The organism is Xenorhabdus sp. TH1 (genome assembly GCF_037260955.1).
Lineage (GTDB): Bacteria > Pseudomonadota > Gammaproteobacteria > Enterobacterales > Enterobacteriaceae > Xenorhabdus > Xenorhabdus griffiniae.
In genome coordinates this window covers 830,899-856,588 of record NZ_CP147734.1, presented here as the reverse complement: position 1 = coordinate 856,588, position 25,690 = coordinate 830,899, and the positions used below count along the sequence as shown (strand labels likewise).

The window sequence follows — 25,690 nt, the reverse complement described above, 5'->3', positions numbered from 1 at the left end:
AGTAAAATTTATTAATATTCTATATGGTTATAACTTCTTAACCTAAAACTCTGTGGTTAACATCCCTCTATTCCTTGTTCCTTAGAAACATAATTAACTGTATAAAATAACAGGCATCCCATTTATTATCCATCAGAACAGGATCTTACTCCATATATTGATACAAAAAATAGATAAAAACATCGCTAAAAATGTAAAAAATAGTCACTAAGCTCAACAGATGTTCAATAAACAACCATAAATGTGTGTAATTCACACTAAATTCATATTTATACTGCTTGACATTATTTTTTAGATAAAGTATCTATAAAACACGTTTACAATTAAAACTAAATTAACAATTTTATAAAAGGTTAGCTAATATGATTCACCCTGTTCTTCTACTAAGCCTACTCATTTTCGCCTTTAATGCGCGTGGTGTGTTGGTGGGTGAAAAACAGGGATAAGTTAACCTCTACCAGACAAAAAAACCCGCGCATAGCGCGGGTTTTTTTTACCTGCCAGCGCTCAAAAATAAGACCCAATTACCAAACTAAGTTACCTAACCAAATGGTTAATCTATTTAACAGGAGCACAACATGAGCCAGCAAGTTATTATTTTCGATACGACGTTACGTGATGGAGAACAGGCATTACAAGCTAGCCTGAGTGTGAAAGAGAAACTGCAAATCGCTTATGCACTGGAAAGATTGGGAGTTGATGTTATTGAAGCTGGTTTTCCAGTTTCTTCTCCAGGAGATTTTGAATCAGTTCAAACCATCGCCCGTGAAATCAAGAATAGCCGTATCTGTGCCTTATCCCGCTGTGTTGACAAAGATATCGATGTCGCCGCTGAAGCCCTGAAAGTCGCTGAAGCCTTCCGCCTGCATATGGTACTCGCTACCTCAAATCTGCACGTCGAACATAAATTAAAAAGAACCTTTGATGATGTTGTGGAAATGGCGGTTCGCTCCATCAAACGGGCACGCAACTACACCGATGATGTTGAATTTTCCTGCGAAGATGCAGGCCGTACAGATATTGATAATTTGTGCAAAATTGTCGAGCAAGCCATCAAAGCAGGTGCAACCACCGTCAACATTCCAGACACGGTGGGTTACACAACCCCTTACCAATTTGGCGGTATTATACGCACATTATTTAACCGCGTACCCAATATTGATAAAGCGATTATTTCAGTCCACTGTCACGACGATTTAGGCATGTCCGTCGCTAACTCCATTACAGCTATCCAGGAAGGTGCCCGTCAAATCGAAGGCACGATTAATGGATTAGGAGAGCGTGCAGGTAACTGCTCGCTGGAAGAAGTGATTATGACGATCAAAACGCGCCAGCAAATGTTGGGAGTACATACCAATATCAACCATCAAGAAATTTACCGTACCAGTCAGTTAGTGAGCCAAATTAGCAGTACACCGATCCCCGCTCATAAAGCTGTTGTTGGCAGTAATGCGTTTTCCCATTCATCCGGCATTCATCAGGATGGTGTGTTGAAAAATCGTGAAACTTACGAAATCATGACACCAGAATCCATCGGCCTGAAAGATACTCAGTTGAACCTGACTTCACGTTCCGGACGTGCCGCAGTGAAACATCGCATGACAGAAATGGGCTATCAAGAGAGTGACTACAATCTAGATGCACTGTATCAAGCATTCTTGAAACTGGCAGATAAAAAAGGGCAGGTGTTTGATTACGATTTGGAAGCCTTGGTGTTTATCAATCAACAACAGCAAGAACATGAACATTTCCGTCTGGACTATTTCAGTATCCAGTCAGGCTCCAATGTCATACCTACTGCAACCGTTAGCCTGACCTGCGGAGATGAAATCAAATCTGAAGCCTCGACGGGCAATGGTACGGTTGATGCCATCTACCAGGCCATTAACCGCATTACGGGTTACCCTCTGGAATTAATTTCCTATCAATTATCCGGCAAAGGTCATGGTAAAGATGCACTCGGTCAGGTTGATATTATCGTGGAATGTTTTGGCCGCCGTTTCCACGGAATGGGTTTGGAAACTGACATTATTGAATCCTCTGCCAAAGCGATGGTCCATGTTCTGAACAATATCTGGCAGGCAGAACAAGTAGAAAAAGAGAAACAACGCATCTCCCAAAACAGTAACCAAGGCAGCAATGTCCAAAACAATCACCAGAGCAACAAAAAGGAAACTGCATAATCATGACTTCCAGCCAATCTATTTCAAATGACGCGACTCCAGGCAAGCAAGAAACTAAGCATTTCCACATTGCTGTTTTACCTGGTGATGGCATTGGTACTGAAGTTATGAAGCAAGCCTACAAAGTATTGGATGCCATCCGTCATCGTTTTAATATCCGTATCACAACCAGCGAATATGATGTGGGGGGCATTGCCATTGATCGTCATGGCACGCCTTTGCCTCAAGAAACGATGACTGGTTGTGAAAAAGCTGACGCGATCCTATTTGGCTCCGTAGGTGGCCCAAAATGGGAACATCTGCCACCCGCCGAACAACCCGAACGAGGGGCATTATTGCCATTGCGAAAATATTTTAAATTATTTAGCAACTTACGTCCGGCGCGCTTATATGCAGGCTTAGAAGCATTCTGTCCCCTTCGCCATGATATCGCCGCCAAAGGCTTTGATATTTTATGTGTCCGTGAGCTGACAGGTGGAATTTATTTTGGACAACCCAAGGGACGCGAAGGTGAAGGAAAATATGAGCGTGCTTTTGATACTGAGGTTTATCATCGTTTCGAAATAGAACGGATAGCGCGTATTGCATTTGAATCTGCGCGCAAACGCCGCCATAAAGTCACTTCAATTGATAAAGCGAATGTTTTGCAAAGTTCCGTGTTATGGCGTGAAGTTGTTAGCAAAATCGCCAAAGATTATCCTGACGTGACAATTGAGCATATGTATATTGATAACGCCACTATGCAGTTGATTAAAAATCCCGCTCAATTTGACGTTCTATTATGCTCTAATATTTTTGGCGATATTTTATCCGATGAGTGCGCTATGATCACAGGTTCAATGGGAATGCTGCCTTCTGCCAGCCTGAATGAAAAAGGTTTTGGCTTATATGAACCTGCTGGCGGTTCAGCTCCTGACATTGCGGGTAAAAATATCGCCAACCCAATTGCCCAAATATTATCCACAGCACTGTTGCTGCGTTACAGCATTGGCCACTTTGATGCCGCTGATGCTATTGAACGGGCAATCAACCATGCTTTGGAACAAGGTTATCGTACCGCAGATCTGGCGGGCAATGACAAAGCGGTCAGCACCGATGCAATGGGCGATATCATTGCACGCTATATCACCGAAGAAGTTTAGGAAAACCTAACCAAAGAGAAATACAGGCATTAAAAAAGGCCAGTAAGATAGCTTACTGGCTGGTAAAAATACCATGACTCGAAAAAATCAGAGGTAAATGAGCATAAGTGGAATAAAAATGAACACTTTTGTCTGGTTTGATTTTAAATCTGCGTGGATTACGCCTCCAGAGGGTTAATTCACAGGAAAAGCTAAAGTTATAAACATTTATTGTCTGGCCAGAACCATTTTATTCACTTTTTCTGTGGATATGTATGTGAAAAAGAACGGGGTAAAACGGGTATACTTTTATTACATATTTTTACACTCGCTATAAGCGCAAATAAATATCTATTGTTTTTCATCATGTTAATACATTTTATACCCCTTTTAACGTTACATATCACTGATGAAAATTTTTGCCCTTCCTTGCTCTGAGCAAATATTAGCCATCGATGAATTTATCCACAGGATATGCCTTTTAGTTAAACAAAAATCGCCTATTTTTGTAGAAAACATCATTCATTAGCGCTGTAAATCAAACCAGTGATCTCACTTTTTATCACTTATCCCATAAATCTGTGGATAACATGGTGTAAGATCCTGTTTATTATCACTGGGAATAGGTGAACAATCATAATGAGTCTATTTTTAATGCAGCAAACAGCGATGAAAAGATCTTGTATATCATGCTATTATCAAAGTGATCTTGTTAACGATAAATTCATAATGATTCCCCAAAATTCACATGAACATTTTTTAACCAGAAAAAAATATATTCTATAACATGTACTTTACGCCCCCAACACCGCCTGAAAACGAACAACAACTCTTCAATCGTGCCTATTCTCTGGCTGGCTTATCTATGGGTGAACTGGCTGCGCAAGCCAGGCTCTCCATTCCCCCCAATTTAAAACGTGATAAAGGTTGGGTCGGTATGTTGCTTGAATACTATTTAGGCGCAAATGCGGGCAGTAAACCTGAGCAGGATTTTGAACATATTGGTGTCGAGTTGAAAACTATCCCTGTGGATAGCAAAGGTTATCCATTAGAAACAACCTTTGTCTGTGTTGCTCCTTTAACAGGTAATAGCGGCATTACCTGGGAAAACTGCCACGTCAGGCGTAAGTTATCCCGCGTCCTGTGGATACCCGTTGAGGGAGAAAGAAATATTCCATTATCTGAACGCCGTGTAGGCTCTCCGTTACTTTGGAGCCCGAATGTGATTGAAGAAGAGTTGTTGCGACGCGATTGGGAAGAACTGATGGATCTTATTGTATTAGGAAAAGTCGAAAGCATTACTGCCCGTCATGGTGAAGTACTGCAGTTGCGCCCCAAAGCTGCCAATAGCCGCGCATTGACCGAAGCGATAGGAGAATATGGCCAGCCAATTATGACGTTACCCAGAGGTTTTTATTTGAAAAAAAACTTTACAGCACCGTTATTGGCTCGCCATTTTTTCTGGTAACCCTCTATCGACATTCATACCTCATTGAGGCTCAGGGAATATTTTCACTAAAGGAATTTTTTCATCTCTCACTCCCCCACTTCTAGTATCATTAAATATGTTTTTTATCTTTCAAACTTTAAAAAGAAAACTTATGTTTCTCAAATAGCATGAATAGCGGCCAGCTATCATTTTGATATAGCATAATTTTAAGTTTTTTTATATTCAATTATTAAGTGAATCCAAGTAATATATAAAACTACAATATTAAAAAATAATTTATAATATCTTTATTTACCCAATATCTCATTTTCCTTATTACTTAACTTATTTTTCACTTTCTTCAATGCCATTTCCCTTTCCAATGGGGACAGATAATCGGTAAAAACAATGCCATGTAAATGGTCAATTTCATGCTGCATAACAATTGATAAAAACTCTTCACTTTCTATCGTAATTGGCTTACCAAACCGATCAAATGCTTCTACCTTTATTTTTTCAAACCGTTCAACATCTGCGTAATACCCAGGTATCGACAGACAACCTTCCTGATTCACCACGCGACGCTCTTTTTCAACGATCTTCGGGTTAACCAAAACCATCGGCTGATCACGATTTGAAGAAATATCAATGACCGCAATCGCTTCTCTCCGGCCAACCTGTGCAGCTGCCAAGCCAATGCCTGCGCTGTACATTGTCTCCAGCATGTCATCAATTAGCGTTTGAACTTTATCAAAATCAGTGACATCAACACATTTTTGTCTCAATCTTTCATCTGGAATTGTGAGGATATCTAGAATTGCCATAATGTATTTCCTTTGTTGTGACTTTTACCATTATTACTATTTTTAACTATACCAATCCAACTTCAAGTTGCAGCTTACAAATCAACGTGACTGTTTATATCTCCCGTTACGCGGGAAGATATAAGACGTATCTTGAAAGACGATTGGTATATATACCTTTTTATTTCTTAAATTGCTACTGTATTAATTGCATTGCACCTTAAAATCTACTGCATATACCCATCTCACTTCAAGATGCATATTATTTCTCCCCGCTTCGCGGGGAGAAATAATGAGTTATGTTGTCTTATAATGAGCAACTTGCAAGGTAACGTGTATAGATTCTCATTGTAAAATGAGAAAATAAACCAAAAAATAATATTAATAAAAATGCCAAACGAAAATATCGCCTGGCATCATTCTTTAGTTATCTTAATTTTTTTATTAAACTAGTGTTCTTGTTTTATTTTCTTATTACAAACTCGCATGTTCAAATGCCTGAGACAAATCCGTTATCAAATCATCTGCATTTTCAATACCGACAGAAATCCGGATCAATTGTGGGGTAATTCCGGCAGCCAGACGCTTCTCCAACGGAATGGAAGCATGGGTCATGGAAAATGGCTGACCAATCAAGCTCTCCACGCCACCTAAACTTTCCGCCAATGTAAACAGGTGCAGCGCTTTAATGACTCGACGCGCATAATCTTCATCCCCTTTCAGCACGATGGAGATCATGCCACCAAAACCTCTCATCTGACGTTTTGCCAATTCATGCTGAGGATGAGAAGCAAGGCCAGGATAATAGACTTTCTCAACTTGTGGCTGTTGTTCAAGCCAATGTGCAATCTTCCCTGCGCTGTCAATATGGCGCTCCATGCGCAGTGCCAGTGTCCGAATACCACGCAGGACAAGGAAACTGCTGAACGGATCAAGAATGCCGCCGATGGAATTTTGCAAGAAGGCAACTTGCTCGGCCAACTCTGTATTATTTCCCACCACCGCAAGACCAGCGACAACATCAGAATGACCATTCAGATACTTAGTTGCAGAATGCACAACAATATCAAAACCCAAATCAAGCGGACGCTGAATATAAGGGGAAGCAAAAGTGTTATCTGCCACACTGATAATATTATGCCGCTTGGCAATCTGTGCAATCGCCGCTAAATCAGCCAATTTCAAGAGTGGATTGGTAGGCGTCTCCACCCAAATCATTTTAGTGTCGGACTGAATTGCCGCTTCCAATGCCGCAGTATCCCCTGCCTCAATATAAGTCACTCTCAGACCTGCCGTCCGGCGGCGCACTTTTTCCAACAAGCGGTAAGTCCCGCCATAGAGATCGTCTACCGCAATGATGTGGCTGTCTTTATCAAGTAGCTCCAGAATGGTCGAACTGGCTGCCAGACCAGAACCGAAAGCATAGCCACGTGTACCATTCTCCAATTCAGCAATCGCACGCTCTAAGGCATCACGTGTCGGGTTCCCACTACGGGAATATTCATATCCCGTATGCTGACCAGGTGCTGGCTGAGCATAAGTTGATGTGGCATAGATTGCAGGCATGACTGCCCCCGTGTGATCAGGTATATAACCTGCATGAACGCTTTGTGTATCAAATTTAATCTTAGCAAACTTAGCCATTAATTTATTCCTGAAAAGAGATCAATTGAGTTGTTGACGCCATGCGTTCAATACATCGGTACGAGTAACAAGCCCCAGGAAATGATTGTCATCATCAACAATCAGGGCCACATGACCAGCATCAAAGGTAGCAATTAACTGCGTCAATGACGCTTTTTTATTGAGCGTATGAATCTGATTGGTCATCGCTTCAATAACAGGCAGCGAGAAATGATGTGAATTAGCCTGAATGGCATGCATGAGATCCCACTCATCAATAAGCCCAACAATTTGATCGTTTTCGATCACAGGTAACTGTGAAATGTCATACAGACGCATTCGGTTATAAGCGATCTGCAAGGTATCGTGCGGGGAAACTGAAATCGTCGCGCCATCCTGATAACGATAGGTAATATAATCACTCAAATTATTTTCTTGTGGTTGTGAACGCAGCCCTTGTTCCAATAACCAGTAATCATTAAACATCTTCGACAGATATTTGTTACCGCTGTCACAAGCTAACGTCACGACGCGTTTCGGCGTTGTCTGTGCACGGCAATAACGTAACGCCGCCGCTAACAATGTGCCTGAAGAAGAGCCTGCGAGGATCCCCTCTGTTAATAGTAAATCGCGTGCGCAGGCAAACGCTTCTGCATCAGTAATGCGATAAGCATGGTGAACCTGAGAAAAATCCCCAAGAGGTGGGACAAAATCTTCTCCAATACCTTCCACGAACCAACTTCCCGCTTCGTCATAGTGACCATGCTCAACATAATCGGCAAGAATGGAACCTTTGGGATCTGCGAGGATAAATTCCGTATGAGGGGAAGTTTCCTTAAAATACTGGCTTAAGCCCCCCAAAGTCCCGCCAGAACCGACACCAACGACCACAGCATCAACATTCTGCTCCATCTGCTGCCAAATCTCTGGCCCTGTGGTCGCAAGATGCGCGGCTGAGTTCGCAGGATTATTGAATTGATCAATATAATAAGCTCCGCTGATTTCTTTCGACAGACGCAAGGCGTAATCCTGATAATATTCTGGATGTCCTTTTCCGACATCAGAACGTGTCAGGCGAACATCCGTTCCCAGCGCCCGCAGGTGATAAATTTTTTCGCGGCTCATCTTATCAGGGACAACTAAAATCAGTTTATAGCCCTTCATGGCGGCAACCAATGCCAACCCAATCCCCGTATTACCTGCCGTGGCTTCAATGATTGTGCCCCCTGGCTGCAACAATCCCTGTTTTTCCGCCTGCTCAATCATTGAAAGTGCAACACGATCTTTAATCGAACCGCCAGGATTCTGATTCTCTAACTTAATGAATAGCTGGCATGGGCCTGTATCCAGATGAGTCAATTCCAATAGCGGTGTATTCCCTATAAGTTCAAGAACAGAACGTGGTGCTGCCATATTTGCCTCTTGCTAATCGGTAAAATTTGCAAATAAAACTTTCAGATTGGGAAAGAATAACGCTGCATGGTAATCAATTTGAAAGAACAAATGAAAACTACATATAACAAAAGTGAATTAATTAATTCGATATTGATAAATTAAAAAACCTCTACAATTCATTATTTTTTATCATTTAATAATAAATAAATCCTAATAATAGGAACTTTATGAAAATGCACCTCACAATAATCACTTCATTACAATCTCAACAAGACATCAATCAACCTGTATATACCAATCTAACTTCAAGATGCGTGTGTTTTCTCCCCCAAGAAACGAAGGAGAAATCAGGTTTCATAGCGTGTTGTAAATTGTCACTTGAAGTTTAATACGTATATTCCTTAACTCAGAAAATTCGGTAAAATGGCAGACACTCGAATGAAATAAGACAACCATCTCATAACTAATCTCCTCAACAACAATGAACAAACAAAAGAGGCACCTATGTTTACATACAAAGAGGCGGCCAATTTTGCGGCATTCGTGTTATATGCTGCGAAGATGAATGAACAATACTACAATAATCCAACGCCCCCAGCCGATCCTCGAATTGAAGAAGATGGATGGAAAGTTATAGCGTATATCTTGGCAAATGATCTGTCTTTCTCAGTCACCTCCAGAAAAGGTGAATGGCCTGATCATGTCTGTTATGGTTATGTAGCAAAGAAAGTGGCCGAAAAAAATAATTCTCCAGAGAGATATATTATTGCCATACGTGGAACCGATCCCACAATTTTGCTGGAAGATGTCCATGATGGGCTGATTGATTTTACATCACCGTGGACCCGTTTTCCCAAGATAGAAGTCAGCCAGGGTTTTTTTAGTGTCTATGACTCAATGAAGCTAATTATCATTGAGCCTGAATTTCACCGTGATTACAGCAACCTCAACTTCGCTGAAGCAATTACCCAACTTATAGGGGTAAATAGTCAATTCACTATAACCGGTCACAGCCTCGGAGCCGCAATTGCATCCTATCTGATGTATGAAATTGGCCCTCTGGCCCCCAATCACTCAGCCTGTTTATTTGCCTGCCCAAGGCCTGGAAACCAAGAATTCTCCAGACTCGTTACCCAAAACTTTAGCAATTTTGCGGTGTTCAACTATATCGATGACGTCATACCACATCTGCCCCCTAAAATCCTGGGATATGCCTCATTGGACTCTATCAACGAGTTTACACCTCAAACCAATTTAGCTATTTCAGCTGGTCCGTTATGTAGCCACTATTTAATCAACTACATTGCCAGATTAGATTTGGACGTATTCAAAAGAGTGACAAAATACGGTGATATCGATTCTTGTATTAATTTATAGTTAGGAACTTATCAACAAACAGGAGCATAAAGATGAAATGGCGTGGTTATACATACAGTGCAGTGTTAATGGTAAGTAGCCTGTTTTCCCCTGCATTATGGTCAAAAGGGGAGGCTCACTTGTTATTCCACATGGGGCTGGGAGCCAATGGTCAATTTTTTGTAGGTGGTACACTGCAAAATAAAGGCGACCAACCTGTGGCGGGAGGTTATCTGGCTATTTTACCCCTTAACGCAAAATGTGAGCCAGGTACACTAACCGTATACCCATTTGAACCATTGGCATCGGGGGAGAAGAAGGAATTTCGCGTTCCAATAAATACCCCGCTAAGCAGTTATCGTTTAATTGGTTTTGGTGCCTATGACGATATGGGCTTTCCTCTCCCTGCCATAGATGAAACAGCCAAAATTATTCAAGAGCGCGAATCCAGTGAACGCAAAGCTTGTCAGTCAGCCCGAACACCAATCTCTACCAATCAACCAGCAACTCAACGGGGGTGATAAAAAACTATCGTGAAATTTCTCTATCCGTATTGATCCGTAATAATGCAAACCCGTCCCAACCTTTTTCCCCCACAGTCTGTAAAGCCGTTACCGTCAGTTCAGGATAGTTGGACATTCTATCCAGTGCCTGACGCACACCTTCGACAGCGTCACTCCGATGCTCATGTATAATTGCACCTTCGCGGATGGCATTGTCCATGATGATAATGCTTCCCGGACGCCCCAATTTGACAGCCCAATCCAAGTACAACGGACTACTTTGTTTATCGGCATCAATAAAAATCAAATCAAAGGGCGCTTCAGAACTTAGCGTCTGTAAGGTTTCACTGGCCTCGCCCACAATAATTTTGATTTTGTCGGCAAGCTGTGCGCTTTCGATATTGTGCTGAGCCACCTCGGCTACATGGGGATCTTTTTCCAACGTGAACAGTAATCCATCATCAGGCAATCCTTTTGCCATGTATTGGGCGCTATATCCTCCCAATGTGCCAATTTCGAGAATACGTCTTGCACCACTGATTTGTACCATCATCATCAAAAATTGCCCTTGCAGCGCAGAAACATTAATAGCTGGCAATCCTTGATCGGACATATGTTCAAGTGTTTGTTCAAGGTGTGAGGATTGGGGTAACAGGGTTTGTTTAAGGTAGTCGTCAACTTCTGTCCACTGTTGCTGGAGTGCTGCTAGCTGTACATCGGAACTCATGATCATACTCCTTTCATTGTTAAGGTTAGGTATTGGATGAGCATATCATTTAGAAAAAATGTTTTCGACGCGCCTTCTTTTACTTATTCCAATTGGCTGGCACCTTTTGTGGCCTGACAAAGATAAATATCCGCTTTTAAACCTGTTTTAGTTTCGTATTGTTGCTCAATCGCCTTTTCCACATTTTTCACCAAATCAGGGGGAACCAACGCCACCACACAACCGCCAAAACCGCCTCCCGTCATACGGACACCACCATGATCGCCAATCACGTCTTTGACTATTTCCACCAGCACATCTATTTCACGGACAGTAATTTCAAAATCATCACGCATGGAAATATGCGATGCAGCCATCAGCTGACCAAGACGAAACAAATCACCAGCACTCAAAGCATCAGCCGCCAATTTAGTCCGCAAATTTTCGCTGATCACATGGCGGGCTCGTTTGACGAGCAATGTATCGAGCAACACTTGTTTAGCATTGAACTGCTCAAGCGTGATATCACACAACATATTCACGCCCAACAAATGAGCGGCTTCTTCACATTGCTGCCTGCGCATATTGTATTCGCTATCCACCAACCCCCGTGGTTTATTGGAATTGATGATCATCACAACCGCTTTATCAGGCATACGTACAGATTGCGTAGCCAACGTGAAGCAGTCGATCAACAAGGCGTGATTTTCTTTCCCACAAGCAGAGATTAACTGATCCATGATGCCAGAATTGCAACCAACAAATTGGTTTTCTGCTTGCTGCCCACTCAATGCAATCTTTTTGGGATTAATATCAAGCTGATAAAGCGATTTAATGGCTTGTCCAACCACGACTTCCAATGCCGCAGATGAACTCAAACCCGCACCTTGTGGAATATTGCCACTGATAGCAAGATCCATTCCTCCAAATGCATAACCACTCGCCACCAGAGCATTCATCACACCACGGATGTAATTTGCCCACATTTTTTCTGGCAGAAAGAGAATTGGCTGGCCAAGATCAAATTCATCACACTGATTATGATAATCAACCGCTATCACCCTGACACGCCTATCTCCACGCTTCGCGGCGGCAACCACTGTCTGAAAATTAATTGCGCAAGGCAAAACTAAACCACCGTTGTAATCCGTATGCTCCCCGATAAGATTCACACGCCCCGGTGCCTGAAAAAAGTGCGTTGGCGAAGAGTTAAAGTACGCATTAAAAGATTCAGTGACGTTTTGGATTAACGTTTTCATCTCTTTTCCCCCAGAAACGTTTCTTAACGGAAATCAGCGTACCTTAAAATGAATGTCGCTGACATTCCGTAACCGCTGGGCGGCCTGTTCTGGCGTCAAATCACGCTGAGCTTCCGCCAACATTTCATAACCCACCATAAACTTACGGACGCTGGATGACCGTAATAACGGCGGATAAAACAGTGCATGTAATTGCCAGTGATCAATATTGTGTTTTTGTGATTTAAGATTGGTATCACGTTGATGCTCGAAGAAGGGCGCAAAATGCCAGCCCATTGAATAGGGAAAAGCGCATTGAAACAGATTATCATAGCGACTGGTCAATTTTTTAATCGCCACCGCCAGGTCATCACGTTGTGCTTCTGTCAGTTCATTCATGCGACGGATATGACTTTTCGGCAACAGCATAGTTTCAAATGGCCATACCGCCCAATAAGGTACAACCGCAAGCCAATATTCGGTTTCCACGACCGTACGTGCACCATCTTTGCACTCAGCATCGATATAATCCATCAATAAGTTAGTTCCATGCTGGCAATAATATTGCCGCAACCGTTCATCTTTACGAGCAAGCTCATCAGGCAGGAAATCACTGGCCCAAATCTGCCCATGAGGATGAGGCTGGGAACACCCCATCATTTCGCCTTTATTCTCAAAAACCTGAATCCAAATATAACGCTGGCTCAATTCTTCAATCTGCGCATTCCATGCATCAATGACACGGCGGATTTGCTCCAATGGTAGCTCTGACAATGTCTTGCTGTGATCAGGAGAAAAACAGAGTACCCGACAAACACCTCTTACTGGCTCAATTTTAAATAATGGGTTATCGGTAGGATGAATATCAAAGCGTTCCGGTAACAAGGCAGAATAATCATTCTGGAATAGATAGATGTCCTGATAATCTGGATTGATATTACCTGAAGCGCGGGTATTGTTCGGACATAAAAAACAGTGTTCATCGTAACTTGGCAAGGCGACGTGGAGAGGTTTTTCATCAATTCCGCTCCACGGTCGTTCTGTTCGGTGTGGTGAAACAATAATCCATTTATCCGTCAAAGGATTGTATCGCCTATGTGGACAATCAACAGTATTGAATCGTATCTTTTGCATATTGGATACCCCTTACTTTCACCACACAAACCTTACAGAAAGCCAAACGTTTGTTGTTGCTTACTTCGCTTTATAGCCATTGGGATTTTGAGATTGCCAACGCCAGGCATCCGCAGTCATTTCCACGATAGTGCGATTTGCTTTCCAGCCCAGCTCTCGCTCGGCTTTCTCCGGGCTTGACCAACATTCGGCAATATCTCCCGGACGACGTGGACAAATTTCATAAGGAACTGGCTTGCCGCAAGCATTACTGAAAGCTTCTACCATTTCCAGTACGCTGGTACCTTTTCCAGTCCCCAAATTGTAGATATGCAATCCCGCTTTTTTACCAACAGCATTGAGAGCCGCGATATGCCCGTCAGCCAAATCCATCACATGGATATAATCGCGAACGCCAGTGCCATCGGCTGTTGGATAGTCATTGCCATACACGGACAGTTTCTCCCGACGGCCTACCGCAACCTGGGCAATATAAGGCATCAAATTATTGGGGATCCCCTGAGGATCTTCCCCCATCGTGCCAGAAGGATGAGCACCAACTGGATTGAAGTAGCGTAACAACACTACAGACCAATCGTTTTCTGCATGATGGAGATCAGACAGGCAGCGTTCAACCATATATTTACTGGTGCCATAAGGGTTAGTGGTATTACCTACCGCAGACTGTTCAGTAATAGGAACAACCTCCGGATCACCATATACCGTCGCAGATGAGCTAAAGATAATGCTTTTTACCCCCGCTTTGCGCATGCTACGCACCAGCACCAGCGTTCCATTGACATTATTGTCATAATATTCGATAGGCTTGGCGACTGACTCGCCAACCGCTTTCAAACCTGCAAAATGAATAACTGCATGAATTTGGTGACGGGAGAAAATAGCATCAAGGAATGATTCATCACGAATATCCCCTTCATAAAACAATGGCTGCACACCCGTCAATGCCTCAATGCGAGCCAAAACTTCACGATTGGCATTACACAAATTATCGACGATGATCGGCGTCATTCCGGCTTCAATCATTTGAACACAAGTATGGCTACCGATATATCCCATCCCGCCTGTTACTAATATTTCCACAACAACCTCTTTTCAAAAATGGTAACAACGAGGAGTATAAAAAGAGTCACCGCGTTAGTGAACTAATTTTATGTTTTAGCGTTTACTTATAATTATTATTTTTATATAAAAATCAAATAATTAAAGTTTTATTTAACTATATATTATTCCAGTATTTATTAAAGTCGCTGTTACCTACCTGGTTGTGCGATTCATCAGGCACGGAGCACATTAAAGCGCGAGTATACTTGCTGATTACACCGCCTAATGTTTCATACTCCCGTGCATACGGGGACAAACCATGAATCCAGTAAAAACCATTGCGCCATAGAGGAAATAACGTACAATGCAATACAAATGTAATTACACATGGTGATACTATGAGCACAATTCAGATAAGAGTGGATGAAGAATTGAAAAAGAATGCATACCGTGCATTTGATAAATTGAATCTTTCCCCTTCCGACGCTATGCGGCTCTTTCTACGTTATGTGGCGGAAAATGAAAAACTACCATTTACAGAAATATCCGTAATGGTCTCAGAGCACGATGAAGATGAAGATATTCTGGAAGTGGTACGTGAACGTTTAAAGGATCCCGCTAAACGAATTCGGGTAAATCTTGATGAAATTTAGTATAGATTTCGACGAGCGTGCATTAAAGGAATGGCAAAAACTAGATAAAAGCATCCGTGAGCAGTTTAAAAAGAAATTGTGATATGGGTAATAGCTGTTGGTAAACTTTAAAAATCAAAAATTTACAAGTCAGCCACTGAGCGTATAGTGCAATGAATTGTGAATTTATAACACATTAACCTATCCCATAAATAAAGACGCGTTTACTTAATAGCCACTGTCACTAAGAATATTTTCCATATCGTTTCCTTAGCTTAATTAGCAATTTATCTAATAATCGCAACCGATAATAAAAAAACCATGATGAAAAAAATAACTTTTACTTCTATCCTTACCTCTGTTCACACTACTGCCATAAATGATCCTTTTTTTACAGACATACAAGCAGGTACACTGTCAGAACATCCCGATCTTCAAATCATAAAAACTTATTTTGATCAGTCTTGCTATCGGGATGCACTATTTGAAGAATATGACATTACCTACCCAAGCCAATTACAAAATGCCGTTAATAAACGACGTGCGGAATATCTGGCTGCCCGTTATTGCATTCAACAAGTTTTAACCCGTTTAGATTACCCTGATTTTCAGGTTACCAATGCCCAAGATCGCTCCCCAATCTGGCCTGACAATATTTGTGGTTCGATTTCTCATTCAGCCAACTGTGCTATCGTCTTTGCAGCTTCTTGCAATAACTATCGAATGATAGGTGTAGATATCGAGCAGGAGATTAAACCTGATACCATCAAAAGTATTTCACCCAGCATCATCAATGACAATGAAGTGAAATTACTGACAGAATGTCCATTACCTTTTGCACAGGTATTCACTCTTGCGTTCTCCCTCAAGGAGAGTCTGTTTAAGGCACTTTATCCCCATGTAAAACGCTTCTTTGATTTCCATGCCGCTGAAATTACGTCAATTGATTACAGAAATGACGCTATAAGCATCAAACTACTGCAAACATTATCTGATGAGTATCGAGCTGGTTCGCAATTCCACGGAAATTTTGCCTTAATGCCGCAGCAGCAAGTGTTGACGTATATTGTCCAGTGATATGCTTGGTTTGAAAAAAAGAGCCCCCTAAATTTTTTCAAACATTGTAAATATCGCAAATTGCGATATCATAAGGAAGTGATATGCGAGTTATCACAGCAAAAGTCATCATTGAAGCAATGCAAAAACATGCTCAATGGAAGGTAGGCCTAAAACTCTGGTTGGATGTTTTTGATAAAGTGTCTTTACGGTTTGAATCTTATGCTCAAATCCGTGAGCTATGGCTTAAAACATCGACATGGAATGTTGATCGTATACCCCACGAATTACTGGAGGCAGGAAGCAAAAAAGGGCCATTAGATATTTATATATTTGATATACATAAAAATAAATGCCGCATTATCACATGGCTTAATCCCAAATCAGGCACTTTTTATATTAAAGATGTTTGCCCCCATACTGAATATGATAAATGGTGGCGTAAACAGACTAAATCAAAACGCTCAAAAAGGTGAAGCATGAGAAAAACATCACTCGTTACTGATAAAAGGATTGATGGACTCATCGAAATTTTACCCCAAATGATGCAGTCAATATCTGAGCAAATCAGCCCGTTGGCACTTTTGTTCTCAGCATGTATTGAACCTGTAGAAAACGATGACGATCTGAGTGCCCGCATGGCACTGATTGATGAGTTATACTCATATGCTGAAAATACCGAACATGCTGCAGCAAAGTTCGCTGATTTTATCACCGATCGTGTCTATGAGTACGAAGCTAAAAATCGCCAAGTCCCCAATGTTACTCCACGTGAAGCATTGAGTTACTTGATGAAAGAAAGAGGCATTAGGCAGCTTGATCTGCGTGACATTGCAAACCAGAGCGTCATATCAGAGATACTGCATGGAAAACGTTCTATGAACATTGGGCAAGTAAAAGGCTTTGCCAAATTCTTTAACGTTCCTGTTGAAACCTTTATGGGTTCAGACTGAGAAAAAACTGTATTTCTAAATAGCGTTTCAAAATGATAGGAATATTCCTTACCCCGCGCGGGGTAAGGAACTCCAACATCTGATATGCTCAGTATTATGAAAACCTATTTAGAGACACACTCAAATTAAAGGCTCACTTTTAGATGAGCCTTTAAAAACAACTTATATGCATTAAACTTCAAGTTGCAATTTACAACACGCTATGAAACGTGATTACTCCCCCGCTTCGCAGGGAGCAATCACACGCATCTTGAAGTTAGATTGGTATATAAGATAAATGCATTAAAGATCTTTCTTTGATGCCTGCAAATACAGTAACTCCAATCCAATCGTTGCAGCCGCTAATGCCGTAATTTCAGATTGGTCATAAGCCGGTGCCACTTCCACCACATCCATTCCAACAATATTCAATGGTTGCAAAGCGCGCACTATTTTCAATGCTCGATCTGACGTCAGCCCACCAATTACCGGCGTTCCTGTACCTGGTGCAAATGCCGGATCAAGGCAATCAATATCGAACGTCAGGTAAATCGGCAAGTCACCAACCACCGTTTTAATCTGCTCAACAATATCATCAACACCGCGATCATTAACCTGACCAGCATCTAATACAGTGAAACCATTATTCGTATCGTGTTCAGTGCGAATACCTATTTGTACTGAGTGGTGAGGATCTATCAGCCCTTCATTTGGCGCATGGTAAAACATCGTACCATGATCAAATTGACTGCCATTGGCATAAGTATCTGTATGGGCATCAAAATGGATCAGCGCCATTTTACCAAAGTGTTTTGCATGGGCACGTAACAGTGGCAAAGTAACAAAATGATCACCACCAAATGACAACATACGCTTACCCGATGCCAGCACCTTTTCAGCATGTGCCTGCAACTTATTACTCATATCCTGGGCATCACCAAAATTAAATACCAGATCCCCGCAATCCACCACATTCAGGCGCTTGCGTAAGCTAAAGTTCCACGGCCAACGACAGCTTTCCCACGCCAGATTAGTCGATACCTGACGGATAGCAGCTGGCCCATGGCGGCTTCCTGCACGTCCCGATGTAGCCATATCAAAAGGAACGCCAGTAATTACCCATTCTGCATCACTGGAATAGGGCTGAAAATTCAATGGAAAACGCAGGAAACCGAAGGCATTTGAAACCAAAGAGTTATCAATTTGGTTTCCTAAAGAGCTAATACTCATGATATATCCTCAAAAGTCCCATGCTGGCTTATTACTCGTCTCCAATGCTGGCAGTAACAAGTAACATAGAGGCTTATTTACACTAGAAAATTAATCTTCCAAATACACGATTATTTAAAATTAAAATAAAAAAATGTTAGCAATCAATTCAAAACTAAAGAAACGAATGCGTACACACTCACATACAAACCAGAAAGGCGCCTAACATCCAAGTTCATAGACCAATCCAGAATGAGCATATATAGGCATATAGTATTAGACATGTTTTCTGCTTGCTACAACTTACCGTACTGTAAAAGATAATTTGAAGAAGAGTATGACCAATGACAACAATTATTGGATTTATGACCCTAAAGGAAATATATGCTACGATGCTCACTCCGCAGGCATGTTACTGTTCTTTTTTGTTGATAGCAGTAGAAAGCCGACACCAGAGGCAAAAAGCAAAATAGCAAAGATGGCCATGATTAACCGCAGACCTGACAAAGCCCCTACGGACCAGATCGTTGCCACCGAACCGACGCCCACAGCGCCGCCTAATTGCCGGGATGCATTGAGAGTCCCTATTCCGCGGCCAACATCGGTCGCAGCCAAAGAAGTCATAAAATACGATGTCAGTGCGGTGACCACAACCCCCATGCCTATGCTGACAATAATAGAACTACCGACGAGGAAAATCGCAGCTTTGTTAACTGGGAAGCAAGTCAAAACAATATAACCAGCCGACGCTGTTATCAAACCACCGCAAAGGATCCGTTCTGTGTTATATTTCGCGGCCATTGTCCCGCCTATGACATTAGCAATTGAGACAAAAACCGCATAAGGCACAAGCAAGACACCTGAAAGCAACGGTGTTAAAGCCAGACTTTCTTGTGCATACAAAGAAATACCGACGAGTAACCCATATATGCATGTGTTAATCCAAAATCCGAGTGCAAGGCCAAAGATGTAGCGACGTGAAACTTGGTGAATTACAGAAATAGACATACAGTTACGTCGGCCGTGCCAGAACAAGGCGCTAATGCTTGCAGTGAGAACGACTCCACTTACCCAGCGATATTCTGATGGAACGGATACTCCCGGTGTTGTGATTAGCACACCAGATGCGATCGCCAATCCTAGGGCAATGGGGGAAATAATGGGTATTCGTATCGACTTTAAATTGGGCGTCAACATAACGGGTAAACGCGCTCTGAACAGCAAGACAACGCCAGCAATACCAATGGGCACATTTACTACAAAGGCGTATCGCCAGCTTGCATACTGAGCAAGCGCCCCTCCAACAAGCGGCCCTATTGCGAGCGCTGCGCCACCAAAAGCCATCCACCACCCCAAGGCTTTTACCTGCAATGATTCATCGCCCTCACAAGAAGCATTTAACAGTGATAACGCACTAGGAAGCAGCAGTGCAGCAGCAATACCTTGAAGACACCGGGCGGCAATTAACGCCTCTATCGACGGTGCAAGCGAACAGGCAACGGAGGCTAAAGCAAACAGGCAAGTCCCGATAACAAATGCAGTTGTGCTGCCAATCCTATCGGATAATGTTCCCAAGAAGATGAGGCATGCTGCAAAAAACAACGTATAGCTGGTTAAAACCCATTGGGATATTAGAAGGGAAGCACCAAGTTGCCTTGCGATCATGACAATGCTGACATTCATAACCGAGTTGTCGAGCTGGATAAGAACAAACGCAGAACTGGTAGCAACAATTGCCGGTATATTTAATTTACTAGTCATTATTGTGGCGGTTATTCTGAAACGCTAATGCTTTATAATCTCTGTATAGAGTTCATCCCAAAAATCCCCAAGAAGATTGATGAACCCGTTGAATCCATATTTTAGCTCTGCAAAGTCATCAGCATTTTTGCAAGAACGAGCAGCAGTAATAATGCTTTGTATTTTATGTTCTTTCTCAGCCCATCCAATGTGGATATACAGATATTCACAAATGTCATGAAACTCGTCTAATTCATACGCATCCATATAATGCCTAAATCCTTCATACAACTTGACAAATTGTGTATATGCATGCCATTCCTGAGCTAAAATAGCCCCATTTGCACAAGCTGCGTTTCGTGAGCATAAGTTCAAACTTTGTTCAGTCAGCGCAAGGGTTGTGGGTAACAATTCAGTTGACGAAGAATCCAAGTTTTGAAATGGATGTCCGGTGTGTTTTTCGAGTAACCCATCAAGCCATCTACGAAGTACAAAGATATGAACATCTTCTAAATTTCCGCCTCCCAGTTCATCACGAATGTTGTGTAATATTTCCAGGCGAGAAACAAGATCGTCTGTGACAACGAAGGTCTTTGCGAGCCTCGTTACTGTTGGTGATATCCAGTGATAGTAGTTATCGGCAAAAACTTCGAGTTGTTTTGCGTTGAGTTTTTGTGACATCCAAAGTTTATAAAAGTTATTATCGAGAGCACGGCTCTTATATACTTCATTGGCAATTGATGTTATTTCCTCTCGAAAGAGTGCCTGTTGCGTATTATTATCCAATGCAATTTCTGTTGCGCAGTTCATAATAACCTCGAAAAATTAACTGATAGGAACAATGCCAGTAGGAACAATGCCAGCGTCCAAAGCCACTTGTTTCCGTTTGCTAATAAGTTGCAAAACAATATTCGGCTATCAAAAATCGGGATGAAAGAACAAGATACGGCTCATATATCCCGCCATATCACTGCCCAATATGTTCGCTGGTATCTGGGACTGCGAACTGAACTTGCGTAATCTGGGAGGCTTTTTCAACAAAGCTATTCATCAATATGGACAACCGGAAGTTATAATCCACAATAATAACTATACCGACATGTAATTAATAAAGTGAATATTTTGTTAAATATTGGGTAAAAAATATATTATTATTGTAAAAAACGCGGAGTGGTATCAGGATAAGTAACAGAAAAATAGTCATTCAAAATCAAATTATTATAAAAACACATGACCAAGAATGACTATTAATACAGATTAATTAATCAGGATTACTCATCTTCCAAATAGGTGTAGCCATACAGACCACTTTCAAACTCCTGTAAGAATTGTTCCTGTAAATTGTCATCCAAATCAGTCGATTTCACTTGATCACGGAAACGGGTCAATAATACCTGTGGTTCCAGTTTGACATATTGAAGCATATTGGCAACAGAATCACCTTCCTCGCTTTGCTTATAAGTTACTGTGCCATTTTCTGCAACATAAACATCAATGGCTGCTGTATCACCAAACAAGTTATGCATGTTACCCAAAATTTCCTGATAAGCTCCGACCATAAAGAAACCAATCAATGGCGGAGTTTCTGGATCATAAGCTGGCATTGGCATCGTTGTTGCCACACCATCACCATCAATATAGTGATCAATCGTACCGTCAGAATCACAGGTAATGTCCAACAAAACAGCACGACGATCCAGTGGCTTATCCAGACCTTCAATCGGTAAGACAGGGAAAAGTTGATCAATCCCCCACGCATCTGGCATTGATTGGAACAACGAGAAATTCACGTAGAATTTATCTGCCATGCGTTCCTGTAATTCATCAATAATCGGACGATGGGCGCGGTTACTTGGATCAAGATCTTGCTGAATATGGCGACAAATATTTAAATACAGTTCTTCTGCCCATGCACGTTCTGACAGATCCAACATACCATGTGCATATTGGGTATGAACGTCGTGCAGATCAAACTGGCTGTCATGCAACCATTCACGCAGGGAACGACGGCTACTGTCAGATTGCATCTCCTCCCAGGTTTCCCACAAACTAGTCAGGGGACGCGTCGCACCTTCTGCCGGCGGCGTTGTCTGAGTAAATTCATTGCGCTCTACTCCAATCACATTGGAGACCAAAACGGTATGATGGGCGGTCAACGCACGGCCAGACTCCGTGATCACAGTAGGATGAGGCAAACCGTGTTCTTCACACGCATCACCAATGCCCCAAATAACGTTATTGGCGTATTCATTCAAACCGTAGTTAACTGAGCATTCTGACTGGGAGCGTGTTCCTTCATAATCGACACCTAAACCCCCACCAACATCAAAGCACTGGATCTTGACGCCTAGTTTGGACAACTCGACATAAAAACGGGCAGATTCACGCACTCCCGTTGCCACATCGCGGATATTCGCCAATTGGGAACCTAAGTGGAAATGCAGCAATTGCAAACTATCCAACCGCCCTGCTGCACGTAACCTTTCAACCAATTGCAATACCTGCGCGGCAGCCAATCCAAACTTAGATTTTTCACCGCCACTGGCTTGCCATTTGCCAGAACCCTGGGATGCCAAACGGGCCCGAACGCCCAAACGTGGAATAACATTCAGGCGCTTGGCTTCTTCCAGTACCATCTCAATTTCAGACATTTTCTCGATAACCAGATACACCTTGTGTCCCAGTTTTTCACCGATCAATGCCAGACGGACGTATTCGCGATCCTTATAACCATTACAAACAATCACCGTACCTGTCATGCCTGCATGAGCCAGCACTGCCATTAATTCCGCTTTGGAGCCTGCCTCTAATCCGATGGGTTCATCAGCATTTGCCAATGTCTCAATAACGCGGCGATGCTGATTAACCTTAATCGGATAAACCAGAAAGTAATCTCCTTTATACCCATAAGATTCACGTGCACGTTTAAACGCTGCATTTATCGAACGCAAGCGATGTTGCAAAATCTGGGGAAAACAAAACAATGCCGGCAAACGCAATTGTTCTTTTTCTTCCTGAACTTTCTTCACCAAATCGGCGAGTTCAATTTGAGCTCCCGGTAAATCAGGGTTTGGGCAAACACTGACATTACCCAGATCATTGACATAGTAATAGCCGCCACCCCAGTATGCGATGTTGTAGGTTTGTCGCATTTTGCGAGCGATATTATCATTCATGGCAGTCTCCTTCATGGAGTCGAGGTTTGCCTTCGCCTGTTAAAGTCAATAACCCAAGACACTATTTTATCGTGCGTATCTTGCGCATTAAAAAATGTCAGGGAACAGCATGCTCTTAGATTATAGGAACGTTTAGAGAGTACTAAACAATGAGTTACAGCGTGACTATATAATGATGTCAACCCAACTTATCTGCGACTTAGCTGCGGGTAACATCGAAATGACTGCATATTTAAAAGGAAGGAACAACAAGATGTGGATACATCAATGACATAATGTGGCTGTTGGCCGTTAACATTCAGCAGATAATGGTCCATAACCCCATTCACCCCCACATGACTTACCTACGGCAAGCCGTTTCTCAATTGAGAAGCAGGATATGCGTACATCTCCTGCAAATACCTGTAACTCTAAGTGCAAAAATGACTTGTGCTACGCGCGCAGTTTATACCTTTAATCCAGCAAAATTGCAAAATGAAATTTATCTAGCAGGGGCTGAAAACACCCCATACTTTTTAGATGGGGAAACCAAAATATCACACACTGAAAGTGTAATTAAAATTAAAAAAACTGGTAACCTTGGGAAGAGTGACTTAGAATAGCCATCTAGACGGTAATACATCCCATCCGCCCTTAAACCAAGATTATATTTAAGGTAATAAAATATAATGACTACACATCTTTTTACTTCTGAGTCCGTCTCAGAAGGACATCCAGACAAAATTGCCGATCAAATTTCCGATGCCGTCCTTGATGCAATTTTAAAACAGGATCCTAAAGCTCGCGTAGCCTGCGAAACTTATGTTAAAACAGGCATGGTCATGGTTGGTGGTGAAATCACTACCAGCGCTTGGGTTGATATAGAAGAAATTACTCGCAGTACAGTACGTGAAATCGGCTATACCAGCTCAGATATGGGGTTTGATGCCAACTCATGTGCAGTTATCAGTGCCATTGGTAAACAATCCCCTGATATCAACCAAGGTGTTGATCGTACAGATCCTCTGGAGCAAGGTGCCGGAGATCAGGGTTTGATGTTTGGTTATGCGACCAATGAAACTGATGTTCTCATGCCAGCACCTATCACTTATGCACACCGCTTGGTTGAGCGTCAGGCCGAAGTTCGTAAAAACGGCACCCTGCCGTGGTTGCGCCCTGATGCAAAAAGTCAGGTCACTTTCCAGTATGAGAACGGCAAGATTGTTGGGATTGATGCAGTTGTCCTTTCAACCCAGCACAGCGAAGATATCGATCAAACAGCCCTGCATGAAGCCGTGATGGATGAGATCATCAAACCGGTATTGCCTACTGAATGGCTTACTCCGATGACCAAATATTTCATCAACCCAACAGGTCGCTTTGTGATCGGCGGACCAATGGGTGACTGTGGTCTGACTGGTCGTAAGATCATTGTTGATACCTATGGTGGTATGGCTCGTCACGGTGGTGGCGCATTTTCTGGTAAAGATCCCTCCAAAGTTGACCGTTCAGCAGCCTATGCGGCACGTTACGTTGCCAAAAACATCGTTGCAGCAGGCCTGGCGGATCGCTGTGAAATCCAGGTTTCTTATGCCATCGGTGTTGCAGAGCCAACCTCTATCATGGTAGAGACGTTCGGTACAGAGAAAGTTCCAACTTCCACACTGATTCAATTAGTACGTGAATTTTTTGATCTGCGTCCTTACGGCCTGATTAAGATGCTGAATCTGTTACAACCCATTTATCGCGATACCGCAGCTTACGGTCATTTCGGTCGTGAACAATTCCCGTGGGAAGCAACAGATAAAGCTGAAATTCTGCGCTCTGCGGCAGGATTGAAATAAATGCTTTGCTAGACTATAAGGCCCGCAAATATTGCGGGTTTTTTTATGACCAAAATACAATATTCAGCCATAATGAAACCCGTTAGAGTTCCTCTTTCCCTACAACAAGCGGTTATACGTACCCTGCGACAGAAATTAACTCAGGCGAGTCATTTTCTACAGCAAAGGTTTCCCGAACCCTATATAACCTATCAGCAACGGGGAACAATTGCAGGTAGTGCCAGACTGCAAGATTGGGAAATCCGCCTGAATCCTGTTTTGTTAATCGAAAATCAGCAGGTATTCATAGATGAAGTTATTCCGCATGAACTGGCTCATCTGTTGGCTTATCATCAATTTGGACACGTTGCCCCACACGGAAAAGAGTGGCGTTTTATCATGGAAACGATATTTGAAATACCTGTAAACCGAACACATCAGTTCCCGGTACATTCTGTGCGCAGTAAGACATTCACTTATTATTGTCGTTGTCAGCAACATGAACTCACGCTAAGGCAACATAACAAAGTCCTCAGAAGAAAAAATTGCTATGTTTGCCGCCAATGTGGCGAAAAACTAACTCTATTGGAGTCAACTTAATAGGATATATC

22 protein-coding genes are annotated in these 25,690 nt (G+C 42.3%); 11 read left to right on the top strand and 11 right to left on the bottom strand.

The features are described from left to right. Positions 1–578: 578 nt before the first annotated feature. From leuA to mutH, 3 genes are all read left to right on the top strand, one after another. Positions 579–2,183, top strand: coding sequence for a 2-isopropylmalate synthase (gene leuA / locus WDV74_RS03705; RefSeq protein ID WP_338884690.1), 1,605 nt, complete (start codon positions 579–581; stop codon positions 2,181–2,183). A 2-nt stretch (positions 2,184–2,185) separates the two neighbouring features. Further along, the gene (gene leuB, locus WDV74_RS03700; RefSeq protein ID WP_338884689.1) at positions 2,186–3,325 is read left to right on the top strand and encodes a 3-isopropylmalate dehydrogenase; all 1,140 of its coding nucleotides are present in this window, start codon (positions 2,186–2,188) and stop codon (positions 3,323–3,325) included. A 766-nt stretch (positions 3,326–4,091) separates the two neighbouring features. After that, on the top strand, positions 4,092–4,772 hold the full coding sequence (gene mutH, locus WDV74_RS03695) for a DNA mismatch repair endonuclease MutH (RefSeq protein ID WP_273570404.1): 681 nt from the start codon (positions 4,092–4,094) through the stop codon (positions 4,770–4,772). Between the two features lie 269 nt (positions 4,773–5,041). Here the strand turns inward: mutH and def are convergent, their stop codons facing one another. The 3 genes from def to WDV74_RS03680 form a co-directional block, all read right to left on the bottom strand. Continuing rightward, complete coding sequence (gene def / locus WDV74_RS03690; protein WP_338884687.1) at positions 5,042–5,557, bottom strand: peptide deformylase; 516 nt, start codon at positions 5,555–5,557, stop codon at positions 5,042–5,044. A gap of 453 nt (positions 5,558–6,010) precedes the next feature. Further along, positions 6,011–7,180 (bottom strand): PLP-dependent aspartate aminotransferase family protein, encoded by a 1,170-nt coding sequence (locus WDV74_RS03685; protein WP_273570402.1) that lies wholly within the window; start codon positions 7,178–7,180, stop codon positions 6,011–6,013. Positions 7,181–7,201: 21 nt separating this feature from the next. Continuing rightward, a complete protein-coding gene (locus WDV74_RS03680; protein ID WP_338884686.1) occupies positions 7,202–8,572 on the bottom strand; it encodes a cystathionine beta-synthase in 1,371 nt (456 codons plus the stop codon). A 486-nt stretch (positions 8,573–9,058) separates the two neighbouring features. Here WDV74_RS03680 and WDV74_RS03675 point away from each other — a divergent pair, with 486 nt between their 5' ends. After that, entirely contained in the window at positions 9,059–9,931 is an 873-nt protein-coding gene (locus tag WDV74_RS03675; RefSeq protein ID WP_338884684.1) for a lipase family protein, read from the top strand. Positions 9,932–9,963: 32 nt separating this feature from the next. Further along, positions 9,964–10,431, top strand: coding sequence for a membrane-associated Zn-dependent protease 1 (locus tag WDV74_RS03670; protein WP_338884682.1), 468 nt, complete (start codon positions 9,964–9,966; stop codon positions 10,429–10,431). Positions 10,432–10,438: 7 nt separating this feature from the next. Here the strand turns inward: WDV74_RS03670 and WDV74_RS03665 are convergent, their stop codons facing one another. The 4 genes from WDV74_RS03665 to galE form a co-directional block, all read right to left on the bottom strand. After that, positions 10,439–11,140: an O-methyltransferase gene (locus WDV74_RS03665; RefSeq protein WP_338884680.1), complete on the bottom strand. Its 702-nt coding sequence runs from the start codon at positions 11,138–11,140 to the stop codon at positions 10,439–10,441. Between the two features lie 83 nt (positions 11,141–11,223). Continuing rightward, complete coding sequence (galK, locus tag WDV74_RS03660; RefSeq protein WP_338884678.1) at positions 11,224–12,378, bottom strand: galactokinase; 1,155 nt, start codon at positions 12,376–12,378, stop codon at positions 11,224–11,226. Positions 12,379–12,411: 33 nt separating this feature from the next. Further along, on the bottom strand, positions 12,412–13,491 hold the full coding sequence (locus WDV74_RS03655) for a UDP-glucose--hexose-1-phosphate uridylyltransferase (RefSeq protein WP_338884676.1): 1,080 nt from the start codon (positions 13,489–13,491) through the stop codon (positions 12,412–12,414). 60 nt (positions 13,492–13,551) lie between these two features. Continuing rightward, on the bottom strand, positions 13,552–14,571 hold the full coding sequence (galE, locus tag WDV74_RS03650) for a UDP-glucose 4-epimerase GalE (RefSeq protein ID WP_338884674.1): 1,020 nt from the start codon (positions 14,569–14,571) through the stop codon (positions 13,552–13,554). Positions 14,572–14,930: 359 nt separating this feature from the next. Here galE and WDV74_RS03645 point away from each other — a divergent pair, with 359 nt between their 5' ends. The 4 genes from WDV74_RS03645 (at position 14,931) to WDV74_RS03630 (ending at position 17,173) form a co-directional block, all read left to right on the top strand. Continuing rightward, the gene (locus tag WDV74_RS03645; protein ID WP_189758550.1) at positions 14,931–15,185 is read left to right on the top strand and encodes a type II toxin-antitoxin system RelB/DinJ family antitoxin; all 255 of its coding nucleotides are present in this window, start codon (positions 14,931–14,933) and stop codon (positions 15,183–15,185) included. A gap of 300 nt (positions 15,186–15,485) precedes the next feature. Next, positions 15,486–16,241 carry a 4'-phosphopantetheinyl transferase superfamily protein gene (locus WDV74_RS03640; protein WP_338884672.1) on the top strand — a complete coding sequence of 252 codons (756 nt, stop codon included), beginning with the start codon at positions 15,486–15,488 and terminating at the stop codon, positions 16,239–16,241. Positions 16,242–16,324: 83 nt separating this feature from the next. Continuing rightward, positions 16,325–16,696, top strand: coding sequence for a type II toxin-antitoxin system HigB family toxin (locus WDV74_RS03635; RefSeq protein WP_338884669.1), 372 nt, complete (start codon positions 16,325–16,327; stop codon positions 16,694–16,696). 3 nt (positions 16,697–16,699) lie between these two features. Continuing rightward, a complete protein-coding gene (locus WDV74_RS03630; protein ID WP_273570393.1) occupies positions 16,700–17,173 on the top strand; it encodes a hypothetical protein in 474 nt (157 codons plus the stop codon). A gap of 282 nt (positions 17,174–17,455) precedes the next feature. Here the strand turns inward: WDV74_RS03630 and speB are convergent, their stop codons facing one another. The 4 genes from speB to speA form a co-directional block, all read right to left on the bottom strand. Continuing rightward, positions 17,456–18,382, bottom strand: coding sequence for an agmatinase (speB, locus tag WDV74_RS03625; RefSeq protein WP_338884667.1), 927 nt, complete (start codon positions 18,380–18,382; stop codon positions 17,456–17,458). Positions 18,383–18,757: 375 nt separating this feature from the next. Further along, entirely contained in the window at positions 18,758–20,122 is a 1,365-nt protein-coding gene (locus WDV74_RS03620) for an MFS transporter (protein WP_338884666.1), read from the bottom strand. 24 nt (positions 20,123–20,146) lie between these two features. Next, positions 20,147–20,911, bottom strand: a complete 765-nt coding sequence (locus WDV74_RS03615) for an iron-containing redox enzyme family protein (protein WP_338884665.1) — start codon at positions 20,909–20,911, stop codon at positions 20,147–20,149. Positions 20,912–21,372: 461 nt separating this feature from the next. Beyond that, the gene (gene speA / locus WDV74_RS03610) at positions 21,373–23,277 is read right to left on the bottom strand and encodes a biosynthetic arginine decarboxylase (RefSeq protein ID WP_338884663.1); all 1,905 of its coding nucleotides are present in this window, start codon (positions 23,275–23,277) and stop codon (positions 21,373–21,375) included. 668 nt (positions 23,278–23,945) lie between these two features. Here speA and metK point away from each other — a divergent pair. Together metK and WDV74_RS03600 are read left to right on the top strand one after the other, a co-directional pair. Further along, positions 23,946–25,100 carry a methionine adenosyltransferase gene (gene metK, locus WDV74_RS03605; protein WP_338884662.1) on the top strand — a complete coding sequence of 385 codons (1,155 nt, stop codon included), beginning with the start codon at positions 23,946–23,948 and terminating at the stop codon, positions 25,098–25,100. 72 nt (positions 25,101–25,172) lie between these two features. Then, positions 25,173–25,679: a SprT family zinc-dependent metalloprotease gene (locus WDV74_RS03600; RefSeq protein ID WP_338885527.1), complete on the top strand. Its 507-nt coding sequence runs from the start codon at positions 25,173–25,175 to the stop codon at positions 25,677–25,679. The last annotated feature ends 11 nt before the right edge of the window (positions 25,680–25,690 follow it).